This is a genomic window from Corallococcus caeni (genome assembly GCF_036245865.1).
Classification (GTDB): domain Bacteria; phylum Myxococcota; class Myxococcia; order Myxococcales; family Myxococcaceae; genus Corallococcus; species Corallococcus caeni.
Genome location: NZ_BTTW01000008.1, coordinates 248,469 through 261,675, shown reverse-complemented (window position 1 = coordinate 261,675; position 13,207 = coordinate 248,469). Strand labels below are relative to the sequence as shown.

14 protein-coding genes are annotated in these 13,207 nt (G+C 71.3%); 2 read left to right on the top strand and 12 right to left on the bottom strand.

Annotated elements, in window-relative coordinates; all coding sequences use genetic code 11:
- Positions 1-39: 39 nt before the first annotated feature.
- Entirely contained in the window at positions 40-954 is a 915-nt protein-coding gene (locus AABA78_RS30350) for a LysR family transcriptional regulator (RefSeq protein WP_338268488.1), read from the top strand.
- 56 nt (positions 955-1,010) lie between these two features.
- On the opposite strand, the gene AABA78_RS30345 is transcribed toward AABA78_RS30350, so the two are convergent.
- Both AABA78_RS30345 and map read right to left on the bottom strand, forming a co-directional pair.
- On the bottom strand, positions 1,011-2,003 hold the full coding sequence (locus AABA78_RS30345) for a YeiH family protein (protein ID WP_338268486.1): 993 nt from the start codon (positions 2,001-2,003) through the stop codon (positions 1,011-1,013).
- A gap of 45 nt (positions 2,004-2,048) precedes the next feature.
- Positions 2,049-2,840, bottom strand: coding sequence for a type I methionyl aminopeptidase (gene map, locus AABA78_RS30340; protein WP_338268484.1), 792 nt, complete (start codon positions 2,838-2,840; stop codon positions 2,049-2,051).
- A 100-nt stretch (positions 2,841-2,940) separates the two neighbouring features.
- On the opposite strand from map, the gene AABA78_RS30335 reads away from it, so the two are divergent.
- Entirely contained in the window at positions 2,941-3,234 is a 294-nt protein-coding gene (locus AABA78_RS30335; protein WP_338268744.1) for a LysR family transcriptional regulator, read from the top strand.
- A 3-nt stretch (positions 3,235-3,237) separates the two neighbouring features.
- Here the strand turns inward: AABA78_RS30335 and AABA78_RS30330 are convergent, their stop codons facing one another.
- The 10 genes from AABA78_RS30330 to AABA78_RS30285 form a co-directional block, all read right to left on the bottom strand.
- On the bottom strand, positions 3,238-5,799 hold the full coding sequence (locus AABA78_RS30330; protein ID WP_338268482.1) for a DEAD/DEAH box helicase: 2,562 nt from the start codon (positions 5,797-5,799) through the stop codon (positions 3,238-3,240).
- A gap of 106 nt (positions 5,800-5,905) precedes the next feature.
- Positions 5,906-6,322, bottom strand: coding sequence for a PASTA domain-containing protein (locus AABA78_RS30325; protein WP_338268480.1), 417 nt, complete (start codon positions 6,320-6,322; stop codon positions 5,906-5,908).
- Positions 6,323-6,359: 37 nt separating this feature from the next.
- On the bottom strand, positions 6,360-7,028 hold the full coding sequence (locus tag AABA78_RS30320) for a PASTA domain-containing protein (RefSeq protein ID WP_171420638.1): 669 nt from the start codon (positions 7,026-7,028) through the stop codon (positions 6,360-6,362).
- Positions 7,029-7,031: 3 nt separating this feature from the next.
- Positions 7,032-7,766 (bottom strand): PASTA domain-containing protein, encoded by a 735-nt coding sequence (locus AABA78_RS30315; protein WP_338268477.1) that lies wholly within the window; start codon positions 7,764-7,766, stop codon positions 7,032-7,034.
- Entirely contained in the window at positions 7,763-8,428 is a 666-nt protein-coding gene (locus AABA78_RS30310) for a hypothetical protein (protein WP_171422019.1), read from the bottom strand. Before AABA78_RS30310 ends, AABA78_RS30315 begins: the two co-directional genes overlap by 4 nt.
- Entirely contained in the window at positions 8,421-9,374 is a 954-nt protein-coding gene (locus AABA78_RS30305; protein ID WP_338268474.1) for a hypothetical protein, read from the bottom strand. The genes AABA78_RS30310 and AABA78_RS30305 overlap by 8 nt, the downstream gene beginning before the upstream one ends.
- Before the next feature lie 19 nt (positions 9,375-9,393).
- Entirely contained in the window at positions 9,394-9,984 is a 591-nt protein-coding gene (locus AABA78_RS30300) for a hypothetical protein (protein WP_338268472.1), read from the bottom strand.
- A gap of 18 nt (positions 9,985-10,002) precedes the next feature.
- On the bottom strand, positions 10,003-10,575 hold the full coding sequence (locus AABA78_RS30295; protein WP_120530515.1) for a hypothetical protein: 573 nt from the start codon (positions 10,573-10,575) through the stop codon (positions 10,003-10,005).
- Between the two features lie 22 nt (positions 10,576-10,597).
- Positions 10,598-11,101 carry a hypothetical protein gene (locus AABA78_RS30290; protein WP_338268470.1) on the bottom strand — a complete coding sequence of 168 codons (504 nt, stop codon included), beginning with the start codon at positions 11,099-11,101 and terminating at the stop codon, positions 10,598-10,600.
- Between the two features lie 9 nt (positions 11,102-11,110).
- Entirely contained in the window at positions 11,111-13,207 is a 2,097-nt protein-coding gene (locus AABA78_RS30285; RefSeq protein ID WP_338268469.1) for an OmpA family protein, read from the bottom strand.

Below are 13,207 nucleotides of genomic sequence, written 5' to 3'. Positions count from 1 at the left end.
CACCGATGAGGGGGCCCCTGCCTCTGGACGTCGTCTAGGATGGCGGCCTTGTTCGTCGATCCCCGCCGGCTCGAAACCTTCCGTGTCGTCGCGACGACCGGGCAGGTCTCCGCCGCCTCGCGCTTGCTCCACCTGTCGCAGCCCGCCGTGACGGCGCAGATCCGCCAGTTGGAAGCGGACTGCGGCCAGCCGCTCCTCGTGCGCACCGCGCGAGGCGTGCGCTTGAACGCGGCGGGGCGCGTGCTCCTCGATTACGCCCAGCGCATCCACGGCCTGCTGGACGAGGCGGCGCTCGCCATCGCGGCGGAAGAGACGCTCACGGGCGAGCTGGCGCTGGCGGCCAGCACCACCATCGCCGGCGCCATCGTGCCCGGCCTCCTGGCGTCGTTCCTGCGGACCCACCGGGATCTCCAGGTCCGTCTGGAAGTGGGCAATACGCGTGAGGTGCTGGCGTGGCTCGCGGAGGGCCGGGTGCCGCTCGGGCTCGTGGAGGGGCACGCGCGGGCGCCGCGCATCCGGCTGGAGCGGTACCTGGACGACGAGCTGGTGCCGGTCGTCGCGTCACAGGGGCCGCCGGAGTGGTTGCGCATCCGCACGCTCGACGCCCTGAAGAGAGTGCCGCTGCTCTGGAGGGAGCAGGGCTCCGGCACCCGCGCGGTGCTGGACCGGGCCCTGCGCAAGGCGGGCGTGCGCAAGGGGCCCCAGCCGGGAGACCTCCAGTTGGGGAGCACCGAGGCCATCAAGAAGGCCCTGGCGCTGGGCCTGGGCGTGGCACTGCTGTCGCGCTGGAGCATCCACGGCGAGCTGTCCCTGGGGCGCTTCCAGGTGCTGCCCGTGCCGGGGCTGCGCATCGCGCGCGCGTTCTCCTGGGCCCTGCCCGTGGACGAACCGTCGGGCGTCGCGGGCCGCTTCCTGCGCCACGCGCGCGCCGCGCCGCCCGTGCTGTTGCCCTGAAGCCCTCGCGGTGCGACCGGCCGTGGCCCCGGCACCACCGGCTTGAGCGTATGGGCTCAGCCGACCCAGCCCAGGTGCAGCGCCCCCAGGCACAGGCCCGCCATGAGCAGCCACAGCGCCACCGCCTGCGCGAGCGGCCGGAGCCCCACGGCGCGCAGCGTGTCGCGCGTCAGCCCCGCGCCCAGCAGGAACAGCGTCACGACGAGCACCTGCCGCGCGACGGCGGCCACGCCCTGCCCCACCGGCTTGAGCACCGGGAACACTGTCACCACCGCGGCCGCGCCCAGGAACCCGGCGATGAACCACGGCCGGCGCACCTTGCCCGTCACCGCATCGCCTTCACGGCGCTTCCATGCCGCCAGGCCTACCGTCAGCGGGAGGATCCACAGGGCGCGCGCCAGCTTCACGGGGGTGGCCACCGCGAGGGCCTCGGGGCCGTAGCGCAGCGCCGCGCCCACCACGGAGCTGGTGTCGTGGATGGCCATCGCGCACCACAGCCCGAACTGGTGCGGCGTCAGCCCCACCGCGTGGCCCACGACGGGGAAGACGACCAGCGCCACCGCGTTGAGCAGGAACACCGTACCCAGCGCCACGGACGTCTCATGCTCCTGGGGCCGCAGCACCGGCACCACCGCCGCGATGGCGCTCCCGCCGCAGATGGCCGTGCCCACGCTGATGAGCAGCCCCGTCACCCGGGGGACGCCCAGCAGCCGGGCGAGCCCCACCCCCAGCGTCAGGCACAGCGCGATGCCCACCACCGTGTAGCCCAGCCCCTCGCGTCCCGCGGAGAGGACGGCGCCCAGGTCCATGCCCGCGCCCAACCCCACCACCGCCAGGGACAACAGCCGGGGCGTCAGCTTGCGCGTCGTCGCGACGAACGGATTGCCCACCGTCATGGCGACGCCCAGCCCCGCGAGCAGCGCCAGGCCCGTGGAGACAACGGGAAGCAGGCACACCGCCGCGCCCAGCGGCAGGAGGACGTGCCCGGGCGTCCACGACCGGGACCGGGCGACAGGGGCCAGCGGAGGCGTTTCCATGCGCCAGGACATGCCCCTGGCGGCCTCCGGACACCAGATGGCAGAAGCGATGGGCTATCAGCTTTCTGGATGGCTCCCGGAGATGTGCAGGGACAGCTCGCTCGGAGTGAGGACTTCACAGCCGTCGCGGGTGACGAGCACGGTGTGTTCGAACTGGGCGGACAGGCTGCCGTCCGCGGTCACGACGGTCCACCCGTCCGGCATCATCCGGATCTCCGGGCGCCCCAGGTTCACCATGGGCTCGATGGTGATGACCATCCCCGACTTCAGCGTGATGCCCGTGCCCGCCTTCGCCATGTGCGGCACGTGCGGCTCCCCGTGCATCTGCCGGCCGATGCCGTGGCCGCCGAACTCCTCCACGATGCTGCACCCTTCCGCCTTCGCCAGCGCCATGACCGCCGCGCCAATGTCCCCCAGCCGCGCGCCGTGCCGCACCACCGACACGCCCACGTCCCGGCACCGCCGCGCCACGTCCACCACGTGCCGGGCATCGGCGGACACCTCGCCAATCATGAACGTGGCGGACGTGTCGCCGTGGAAGCCGTCCAGGTGCGTCGTCACGTCCACGTTGAGGATGTCCCCGGGCTTCAGCACTTCATCCACGCGCGGGATGCCATGGCACACCACCTGGTTGCGGCTGGTGCACACCGTGGAGGGGAAGCCCTTGTATCCCAGCTGGCTGGGCGTGCCGCCGCGCCGCGCCGTGTCCTCGCGAACCCAAGAATCGATGTCCGCCGTCGTCACGCCCGGCCGCAGCCGGGAGGCCACGTGCTCCAACGTGCCCGCCGCCGCGCGGCCCGCGAGCCGCAACCGCTCCACTTCACTGCCCTTGAAGAGGGGAATGCCCATGCCGGGCAAGGTGGCACCCGCCCTTCCGGAACGTCCAATGCTGTTCTGGCATCACGCGGGCGCGTGCACGGCGCGCGCGTCTCGCGCTAGCCTCACGCGCGTGAGCATCACGCACCTCCAGTCCTTCGTCGCGGTGGCGGAAGAGGGCCACGTGGGCCGGGCCGCGCGCCGGCTGCACCTCACCCAGCCGCCGCTCAGCCGTCACATCCTCGCGCTGGAGGACGAGCTGGGCACGCCCCTCTTCGAGCGCGTCCCCAAGGGCATGCGCCTGCTGCCTACCGGCGAGGCCCTGCTCCAGCACGCGCGCCGCATCCTCGAAGAGGTGGAGGTCGCCGCCCGCACGGTGCGCGAGGCGGCCCAAGGCTCCGGAGCCTCCAAGCCACCTCCCGTCTGAGGCCTACGACCAGGCGGCCATGCCGCCAATGCGGCGCAGCATCAGGATGGGGCCGTCGTCCATGCGCCGGCCGCGCAGGTCGATCTCGCAGTCGATGACCCAGTCCCCATGGCCCTCGGGGTCCATGATGCGCTGCTGGGCCTCCCACTGACGCGTGCCCGCCTCCTTGAGCTGTGTGTTCGCCGGCTTGCGCGCCTGGGGCGTGAGCACCACCAGCTTGTGCTCCTCGAAGTACGGCGCCATGGCCTGCTCCAGCTTCGGCGCGGTCCACTCGCCCAGCGCGTTGTCCAGCATGCCCAGCGCGTCCAGATAGCGGCGCTGGCCCAGCGCGCGCAGCAGCCGGTGCAGCTCCTCGCGCACGCGCGCGGCGAAGGCCTTGGGGTCCTCCGTGAGCTCCTTGGGCTTGAGGTCCACCACCGGCTTCACTTCGACCGGGGCCTCCGGGTTGCGCATCCGCTCCCACTCGTCCAGGAGGCTGGAGTCCACCTGCCGCAGCGTCGCGCGCAGGTGGTCGATGATGTCGTCCAGGTCCTCGTTGCGGAACTTCTCCGGCACCGTCTGCACCAGCGACTTGTAGACGTCTCCCACGTAGCGAAGGAGCACGCCCTCGCTGCGCTGCAGGCCGTACTCGCGCACGTAGTCGTGGAAGGACATGAAGCGCTCGAACATGTCCCGGACGATGGACTTGGGCCGGATGTTCTCCTCGCCCACCCACGGGTGCTTCTTGGCGAAGGCGTTGAAGGTGCCATAGACGAACTCGCGGTTCGGCTTGGGCCACTCCAGCTTCTCCAGCTCCTCCATGCGGTCGTCGTACTCCACGCCCCGCGCCTTCATCTCCTGGATCTTCTCCCCCTTCAACTGGTGCAGCTGCGCGTACAGCACCACGTCCGGGTTCTCCAGGATGGACTCCACCAGCGTGACGACGTCCAGCGCGTACGTCTCCAGCGTGGGGTCCAGCAGCTCCAGCGTCTCGTGCAGGTACAGGGACAGCGTGTGGTTGAGGCTGAAGTCGCGCTGCAGGTCCTCGGACACCTCCACCGTGGCGGAGTGCTTCTCCCACTGGACGACCTTCACGATGCCCGCGTCGCGCAGCGTGCGGAAGTACATCGCCGCGTCCTTGAGCAGCTTCTTCTTCGTGTAGTCGGAGCTGTGCGAGCGCATCACCAACTGCACCAGCCGCTTGTAGCCGCCGCTGCCCTCGGTCTTGTCGCTCTGGAGCAGGTTGAGCAGGAGGCCGTGGCTCACGTCGAAGCGCGACTCCAGCGGCTCCGGCAGTCCGTTCTGGAGCCGCTCGAAGGTGCTCTTGTCGTACTGCACGAAGCCCTTCTGCGGCGGCTTCGCCTTGGGAGACTTCTTCTTGCCCGCGGCCTCCTTCGCCGCCTGGCGGATGTTCTCGATCATGTACTCCGGGGCCTGCGCCACCACGCTGCCCTCGGTGTCGAAGCCCTTGCGGCCCGCGCGGCCGGCGATCTGCTTGAAGTCGCGCACGCTCAAGGTCGCCAGCTTCTCGCCGTTGAACTTGAACAGCTGCGTGAAGAGCACCGTGCGGATGGGGATGTTCACGCCCACGCCCAGCGTGTCCGTGCCGCTGATGACCTTGAGCAGGCCCTGCTGCGCCAGCTTCTCCACCAGCAGCCGGTACTTGGGCAAGAGGCCCGCGTGGTGCATGCCGATGCCGTGGCGCAGGTAGCGCTGGAAGTCCTTGCCGTAGGGCGTGTCGAAGGGGGCGTCCAGGAGGGCCTGGCGGATCTCCTCCTTCTCCTCCTTGGTGTTGAAGTCCACGGACATCAGGTTTTGCGCCTGCTCGGCCGCGGCCCGCTGCGTGAAGTTCACCAGGTACACGGGGTACTTCCCGCGCGCGATGAGGTCCTGGATGGTCTCGTGCAGCGGCACCTCGCGGTAGTCGAAGTCCAGCGGCACGGGGCGCTCGGAGCTGCGCACCGTGGCCACCTCGCGGCCGGTGAGCTTCTCCAGGCTCTGCTCGATGACGTGCGTGTCGCCCAGCGTGGCGGACATCAGCAGGAACTGCGTCTTCGGCAGCGCCAGCAGCGGAATCTGCCAGGCCACTCCGCGGTCCTTGTCGGAGTAGTAGTGGAACTCGTCCATCACCACCGCGTCCACGCGCGCGGAGGCGTCGCGCAGCGCGAGGTTCGACAAAATCTCCGCCGTGCAGCAGAGGATGGGCGCCTCGCGGTTGATGGACGCGTCGCCCGTGAGCATGCCCACGTTCTCCGGGCCGAACGCCTTGGAGAGCGCGAAGAACTTCTCGTTCACCAGCGCCTTGATGGGGCACGTGTAGAACGACACCTTGCCCTCGGCCATGGCCTTGAAGTGGAGCGCCATGGCCACCAGCGACTTGCCGGAGCCCGTGGGCGTCTTGAGGAACAGGTGCTTGTCGCTCAAGAGCTCCAGGATGGCCTCCTCCTGGGCGGAGTACAGGCTCAGGCCATTCGTGGCGACGTAGCTCACGAAGCGGTTGAGGATCTCGTCGGCATCGAGAGGGGGCTCGCCGGGCTTCGGCAGCAGGGCGGCGAGCGGGGCGCGGGTGTCGGCGGAGGCACTCATCGGGCCCGACTCTAGGGGTTGGCGCTGGGGCCACCGTGAAAAATCGCGCGGCGGCGGCCTCAAGGTGTTCGGACGCGACCACCGTCCCGGCGTTCAGGGGCCGCGCTCACCGGGAGACGTAGAGTCCCACGGACATGCGGCCCTCCCGCAGGGGCCCGCCCGCCGCGGGGCGCTGCCAGCACACCCGTCCGGCCTGCTCCGGCGACAAGCAGGGCACGTCCGTCACCTCCAGCGAGGCGCCGGCCAGGCGCGCCCTGCGCACGGCGGCACTCCGCGTCAGTCCCAGCAACTCCGGCGCGGTGGGTGGCGCCGCCTCGGGGCCCGTCTGGACGAAGACGGCCCGCACCTCGCCGGAGCCCCCGGGCGTGAACCGCATGCCCGTCCCGCTCGCGGTAACCTGCCCGCGCAGCTCCAGCTCCACCGGCCCCAGCACGAAAGGGCCGGCCCCGAGCCGCGCGTGGACCCGCGCGAGCGACTCACGCAGGTCCACCAGCAGGGCATCCAAGTCGAGGGCGTCGCTCATCGCGCCAGAAGACCCCTCCGCGGAGTGGAGCGCCGGCTCACTTCAACGTCCCCGCCGTCGAGGGCTCCAGGACCGGCGAGCGGGTGGGCGTGCTGGTGGGAGGCAGCTTCCCTCCCCCGGTCGCTTGCACGGTGAGCACCAGCTCCGTGCCGCGCGGCAGCAGCGCCCCCGGCCCGACCGAGGCCGAGGTGACCACCGCGGCGTCCGCCGCGCCGTTGGGGAACCGGTGCGGCACGCCGATGGCGGACAGCAGCGCCCGCGCGTCGGCCACCGTCCTGCCCACCACCGCCGGCACCACCACCAGCGCCTCCGCCTGGGGCGAGGGCGGCACCGGCACCACGCGGAACTTCAGCCGCGACTGCGCCGTCAGGCTGTAGGCGAAGCGGTTGGTGTAGCTGGCGTCCAGGGGCGCGCCGTACATCTTCAGCCGCGTCCTCCCCTCCGAGCGCTCCTCCGAGGTGATGGACAGCGCCACGGCGATCTCCGCCTCGGCCTCGGGGATGTGGTACCAGGTCGGCCGGTAGCCGATGCGCTGCAGCTCCACCGCCAGGTCCTCGTCCGAGGCGTAGAGCTCGCGGATCCGCTCGATGGTCTCCGCATCCAGCTCCCGCTGGGCCTCCGCCACGCCGCGGCCCACCGCGGAGATCAACGCGCCCAGCGGTGCGCTCAGTGCCTCCAACTGGGGGACGTCATTCGAATCCGCCATGGTTCAGCCCTCCATTGCCTGGCCGATGAACAACTGCACGGAAGCCGAGGCCTGAATGGCGCCGGACTCCGGCACCTGCCGCAGCACGCGGCCGTACTGGCCGGCCTCCTTGACGAAGACGGGCGCCAGCCCCACCCGGACCCCCGCCTCCGCCGCGCGCCGGCGGGCCGCCGAGGCCGTCAGCCCCCGGAAGTCCGGCACCTCGCGAGCGGGCGCGTCGCCCGTCGCGGGCGCGGTGGGAGACTGCTCGACGAACTGCGCCTCCGCCTCAGTCACGCCATCGGGGGTCGTCTCGGTCCACCGCACGCGGACGGTGCTCAGCCGCACCGTCGTCAGCGACGCGCGCACCGACTCGATCTGCTGCCCCGCCGTCTTCAGGCGATCGGAGAGCACGAGCGGCGTGGCCGTCTCCTGGGTGGGCTCCGTAACGGCGGACCGAATCGCGCCGGAAGACACGGCGCGGATGCCCTCGCGCGCGGGCTCCAGGAGCACCAGCGTCCCGTAGTCGATGAGGGTGCTGCTCATCTTCACCGGGAAGGTGGCCACCCCGGCGGAGTCCAGCCGCAGGTGTGAGCCGAAGGTGGCGCTGCTGACCTCCAGCTCCAGCACGCCCTCCGCGTTCGTCACCCCGGTGTCGCGCAGCTCGAACGTCCCCGCCTTCGCCGGGACCCACCACGCCACCTTCATGCCGCCGGCGGGCACTCCGGTGGACTTGAGGAACACGGCCCGGACCTTCACGGGCTCACCTCGCAGGACAGCGCCAGCGTCCGCGACGCCGCGTCCACCGTGATCGCCAGGAAGCGGGCCCGCTCGCCGGCCGCCAGGCGCAGCGTCGTGCGCGCCTCACCCGCAGCATCCGTCCGCACCACCGCGAGCACCACGTCCGTGCCCGCCAGCGGCGCCACGCCGGACAGCGACTGCGTCGTCCGCCGGTCCAGGTTGAACTCCACCTCCACGCCCGGCAGGGCTTCCCCCGCCGCGTTGCGCACGCGCACCACCACGCCCGGCACGCCCCCGGCGCCGATGACGCAGCGGGCGTCGAGCACCACCGGAGGGAGGCCCTCGTTGGCCGGCACCGCGACGAAGCTGCCGCGAATCACGCTGACAATCTCCGTCTGCGTCTGCGACGAGGCCACGTCCGCCAGCCGCACGGGCCGCATCTTCAGGATCTTCGCGTTGACCGGCGCTCCGGAGGTGGTGCTGGACGTCTCCACCCGCAGGTCCATGCGCAGCTCGAACTCCAGCTTCGGCACGTAGTAGGTGAACTGGCGGCCGGGCGCGCCGGCCGCGGAGAGGCCCCCCAGCTCCTCCTGGGCCTTCGCCAGGCCGTCGGCCAGCTCCAGCAGGTACTCGTCCAGGGTGCCGAACAGCTCCTGCGCCTGTTGTGTCGTGTCACTCATCCCGCGCTCCCTGGCGCCCGCGAGCCCGCTGCGCGTCACGTGCCGTGTCGCGCGCGTCCATGTCGTCCATGCCCATGCCGGCGCGCTCCATCTCCATGTCCATCCGCTGCTCCATGGACTCCATGTCCATGCCGGCCATCGCCAGCCCGCGCATCATCAGGGCCTCGGTGTCCAGCGAGCGGGGGTTCATGCCCCACAGCTCGCGCGCCACCGCCACCCCCTTCTCCACCTTCCCAACCTGGAGCCCGCCGCGCCGTCCCAGGTTTCCCAGGGAGGGCAGCGCCTGGCCCTTCACCAGCGACATCGGCTTGCGCGCCGCGGAGCGCGCCTCCTCCGCCGCGTGCGACAGCCGCCGGGCCGCGTCCCTCGTCGCGGAGCCCACGTCTCCGAGCTTCATGCGGCCCCTGCCCGGAGTCTCCAGGACGCGCTCCGCCAGCCGCGTCGCGAGCTTCGCGCGCTCGCGTGCCTTGGTCGCCCACTGCTGGCGCAGCGTCTGCTGCCGCTGCGCCTTGCGCCGGCCCGCCTTGCCCGCCTCCAGGCGCTCGCGGCGCAGCTGCTCCACCCGCTCCGCCTCCTCCGCCTCCGTCCGGCGCCGGGCGTACAGCTTCTGCTCCAGCAGCCGCCGCGCGGTGTCCCGCTCGTGCTGCTTGCGCTCCGCGATGCGCGACTCCGGCGTGTGCTGGACGACGGGGAACTGCTTCGCCAGCCGCTCGTCGACGGGCGCCTCCTGCACGCCGCTCAGCGCCTTCATCGTGTCTTCGAGCTGCCGGCGCTCCTTCAGCAGCTCCGCCAACGCCGGGTCGCTGGCGGCCACCTGCTCAAGGGAGGGCACCACGGACGCCGCGGCGGATGCCCCCGCTCCCGGAACCGGAGCGGACGCGCCCGCGTTGCCGGCGGCCTCGGCGGCGTCCTCCTCCAGCAGGTCTTCCCAACGGACGTGTGACATGCGCGGCGACCCTCTTCCGTCAGGTGACGTTGCCCACGGCGGTGTCGATCTTCCCGCTGACGGCCTGGCCTTCCGCGGTGCCCTTGAGGCCCTTGGCGATCTCCGCGCAGATCTGCTGGAGCGCCGCCGGTGGAGGGATGGGCACCAGCTTGGTGCGGATGAGGCTGGAGCCCTCGGCGGAGTAACTGTACTTCTGCGAGTGCTTGGCCGTGACCGTGGTGACGTGGCTCTTGTGGCCCTTCACCAGCGTGGTGAGGATACCCTTGTCGCGGTCCACCTTGCGGTCCCGCGTCTGGGTCGAGTCGTCGGTGGACTCGTGCATGGAGATCTCCATCTTCACTTCGATGATGGTCTCCACGAACTGGTAGAACGTGGGCGTGAAGCCGAGCAGCAGCAGCGGGTACTCGGTGGTCCCCAGCTTCACGAAGCCGGCCCCGTCCCGCACGGCGTTGCCGCTGTCGTCGATGCGGTAGCCCGCCATGAGCTGGGCGATCTTCAGCGACGAGCTGTCCAGCGCGTACTGGGCATCCGCGATGGCGTTGCCCAGGTTGCGGACCATCTCCCCGAAGGGGACGTTGAGCAGATCCTGACCAATGGAGTTGGTGGACATGGTGCGCGCTTTCCGGAGCTACTTCGTGGGGGTGACGGTGCCGGCCCTGGCCGCGATGAGCGCGCGCACCCGCTCCTCGAAGAGGGCCGGAGGAGGCACGGGCACCAGCTTCGTGCGCAGCAGGCTGGAGCCCTCCACGCTGTAGTCGTACTTGCGCGTGTAGCTGGCATCCACCGTCGTCACCACGGCCTGGGGCGCGCCGCCGCGCTTGAAGAGGCGCAGCCCGCCGGCCGTCTGGCGCGTGGTCTGCGTCGCCACCTTGCTCTCCACGCTCTCCGTCATCTTGATGGCGATCTTCACCTCGATGATGGTGTCCACGAACTGGTAGAAGTTCGGCGCGAACCCCAGCTCCATCATGGACGAGGGCGTGCCCGCGAAGGACACCTTGGTGTCCACGCGGATGGGCTTGCCGGAGCCGTCCAGTTGGATGTTCCCGTCCGCGTCCCGCAGCAGCGCCTCGCCGCTCATCATCTCCGCGACGAGCATCCCGCTCTTGTCCAGCTCAAGCTGCGCCTCGGCGATGGCGGTCGCCATCTCACGAATCATGTCCCCCATGGGGACGTTCAGCAGTTCCTGACCGACGTTGGGCATGGTGTCTGGGTCCTTGCGCGCTTCAGGCGGAAGTGTTGGTGGAGGCCGCGGGGGCGGGCGGCTGGGCGGCGAGCTCGTTGAGCAGCTGGTGCAGGCGGGCAGGCGGGGGCAGCGACACCAGCCGCGCGGCGATGGAGCTGGCGCCCTGCACCTCGAAGCCGTACTTGCGGCTGTACTCGGCGTTCACCGTCACGGAGAAGATGCCGGCCATGCCGCCCGTCGCGCCGCCGCCCACGGAGAACTCCGTGGACTCGCGGATGGTGAAGGTGAGCTTCGCCTCCAACGTGGCCTCGGCGAAGGCGTAGAACGTGGGCGTGAAGCCGAGCGCGAGCAGGCTCCACAGCTGCCCGTCGCCCAGGTCCACGGTGCGCTCGGACATGCGCTTCGCGATGTCGAGCGAGTTGACGTCCAGCGCGTGCTGCGCGTCCGCCACCGCGCGCCCGAGCCTCTCGATGAGCTCCGGCAGCGGCGCGTCCAGCACCGTCATCATCGCGCGCTGGCCCTGCGTGGTGTTGTTTCCGGGCATGGAGGATCCTTACGGGTACCAGCGCTCGAGGTAGTCGCCGATGGCCTGGAGGAACTGGGGCGGCGCGGGCACGGCCACGAGGCGGGCCTTGATGGTGGAGCTGCCGGACACGCTCAGCTCGTACTTCACCGCCAGGTGCGCATCCACGTTGAGGGCGCGAAGCTCGCGCTCGGAGCTCTCCTCGCGGTCCGCGGACGGCCTGCCGCCGATGCGCGTCCCCGACAGCAGGAAGGCGGCGGGGTTGCTGGTGCCCAGCATGGTGCCGGAGGGGCCGGAGACGGTGACGATGTTGCCCGCGGACTGGGCCTGGAGGCCCGCGGCCAGCAGGCCGGAGCTGGAGCCCGCCGTGATGGCGGCGGCCAGGTTGCGGGCCGTGTCCGCGCCCGTCACCCCCAGCGTGAACTGCCCTGGCTGCGGGGCGACGCCGGCCTCCACGGCCACCAGCTGCACGTTGTCGATGACGAGGGTGTCGCGCGGCTGGGGCGTGGCCGGTGGGCGGCCGTCGCCGAAGCGGCGGGCCACGCGGATGGAGCCCGCGGCGGACAGGGCCGGCGCGGTGGGCGTGCGCGCGAACAGGGTGAACAGGGCGTGGTCGCCGGTGCCGTACAGGTAGACGCGGTCCCCGCGCGCGAAGGCGCCGAAGGCGGTGTTGGCGTTGGCGTCGCGGATGGCGCGGGCCAGGTTGGCGGCGGTGGACTCGGCGGTGGCGCCCACCGCGAAGGTGGTGCCCTGGGAGGCGGTGCCTTGCGTGAAGTCCGTGCCGCGGAAGGTGACGACGGCCGTGGTGGGCGCGTTCGCCGGGGCGCGCGTGCGCGGGACGATGCGGGCCTCCCGGTCCGTCCCCGTGGGGTCGAAGGCGGCCGTGGCCGCGACGGTGCGGGCCACCAGCGCCGCGGGCACGCCGGAGAACTGGAAGACGACGCGCCGGTTGGCCGCCAGGTCCGAGCTGCTGAAGCTGACCGTCGCGCCCATGCCCCGGGCCGTGAGCCTGCTGGCCGCCACGCCCCGCGACGTCAGCGCACGCAGGACGAAGTCAGCGCGCTTCTGGGACAGCCGCTGGTTGTAGCCGGGGGCCGGCGGGGAGCGCTGGTCCGCCCAGCCCTCCAGCGTCAGCGAGGCGGACGGGTGCTCCGCCAGGAGCGCCGCCACCGCGTCGAGGACGGCGGAGGGCTCGCGGTCCGTGCCGTAGGTGGTGGTGGGCACGTCGTGGATGTCGGTGTCGAAGTAGATGGCCCGGTTGCAGTCACCGCCCGACACGACGACGAAGGCCGCCGGGTCCACCTGCTGGCCGATGTCCGCCAGCGCCGCGCCCACCGTCGCCGCGGCGCTGGTGTAGCGCGTGCCGTTGGTGGCCGGCAGCAGCAGCGCGGGCGCGGGCGTCACGCTGCCCAGCCGCGCGATCACCAGGTTGTCGCCGGGCGCCGCCTGCGGCGAGGTGCGCACGGTGATGACGGAGCGGTTGATGGCGTAGAGGTCGGGGCGGTTGGTGCTGGCGGTGACGCCCGACTGCATCTCCCAGTCCATGAAGATGCCCTGCAGGTCCCCCGTGGCCTGGTTGGTCCAGACGGAGTTGTTGCGCAGGGCCACGAGCAGCTCCTGCGCCGTCTCCCACAGCGTGTCCTGACGGGCGACGGGCAGGCCGGTGCTGTTGGGGCCCACGCCGCCGTCCAGCGCGTAGCTGGTGGTGCCCACCGTGAGGTGGCCCGGCGCGTTGGCGACCAATGCCAGACAGGCGTAGGGCGGAATGCCTTCACCGTCCTGCACCGTGATGGTGGCGCTGCCGCTGGCGGAGGACGTCTCGAGGCTGTACTCGCTCGACTCGTTCTCGTTGTCGTAGTTGAAGTTGACGCCCACGTCGACGGTGGTCGAGTAGTAGACGTTGAGGTTCACCTCCAGGTCGGCGTACTGGAAGTGGTAGAAGGCCGGCCGCAGCCCCAGCGACAGCAGGTTCTGCGTCATGCCCGGCAGGACGGTCTGCCCCATGCGCAGCGTCTGATCCACGCTGTTGGTGTCCAGCTTGGCCTGGGCCTCGGCGATGGCGAGCCCCATGTCCCGGATGAAGTCGGAGATGTTGAGATCCGCGAGGATCTTCCCTGCTTTCGGCAT

Excerpts from the sequence above, each read along its gene's own strand:
- AABA78_RS30305 (WP_338268474.1), bottom strand. The coding sequence starts at position 9,374 with ATGTCACACGTCCGTTGGGAAGACCTGCTGGAGGAGGACGCCGCCGAG.
- AABA78_RS30350 (WP_338268488.1), top strand. The coding sequence starts at position 40 with ATGGCGGCCTTGTTCGTCGATCCCCGCCGGCTCGAAACCTTCCGTGTC.
- AABA78_RS30320 (WP_171420638.1), bottom strand. The coding sequence starts at position 7,028 with ATGGCGGATTCGAATGACGTCCCCCAGTTGGAGGCACTGAGCGCACCG.
- AABA78_RS30330 (WP_338268482.1), bottom strand. The coding sequence starts at position 5,799 with ATGAGTGCCTCCGCCGACACCCGCGCCCCGCTCGCCGCCCTGCTGCCG.
- map (WP_338268484.1), bottom strand. The coding sequence starts at position 2,840 with ATGGGCATTCCCCTCTTCAAGGGCAGTGAAGTGGAGCGGTTGCGGCTC.
- AABA78_RS30310 (WP_171422019.1), bottom strand. The coding sequence starts at position 8,428 with ATGAGTGACACGACACAACAGGCGCAGGAGCTGTTCGGCACCCTGGAC.
- AABA78_RS30295 (WP_120530515.1), bottom strand. The coding sequence starts at position 10,575 with ATGCCCAACGTCGGTCAGGAACTGCTGAACGTCCCCATGGGGGACATG.
- AABA78_RS30290 (WP_338268470.1), bottom strand. The coding sequence starts at position 11,101 with ATGCCCGGAAACAACACCACGCAGGGCCAGCGCGCGATGATGACGGTG.
- AABA78_RS30285 (WP_338268469.1), bottom strand. The coding sequence starts at position 13,207 with ATGCCGAAAGCAGGGAAGATCCTCGCGGATCTCAACATCTCCGACTTC.
- AABA78_RS30325 (WP_338268480.1), bottom strand. The coding sequence starts at position 6,322 with ATGAGCGACGCCCTCGACTTGGATGCCCTGCTGGTGGACCTGCGTGAG.
- AABA78_RS30300 (WP_338268472.1), bottom strand. The coding sequence starts at position 9,984 with ATGTCCACCAACTCCATTGGTCAGGATCTGCTCAACGTCCCCTTCGGG.
- AABA78_RS30345 (WP_338268486.1), bottom strand. The coding sequence starts at position 2,003 with ATGTCCTGGCGCATGGAAACGCCTCCGCTGGCCCCTGTCGCCCGGTCC.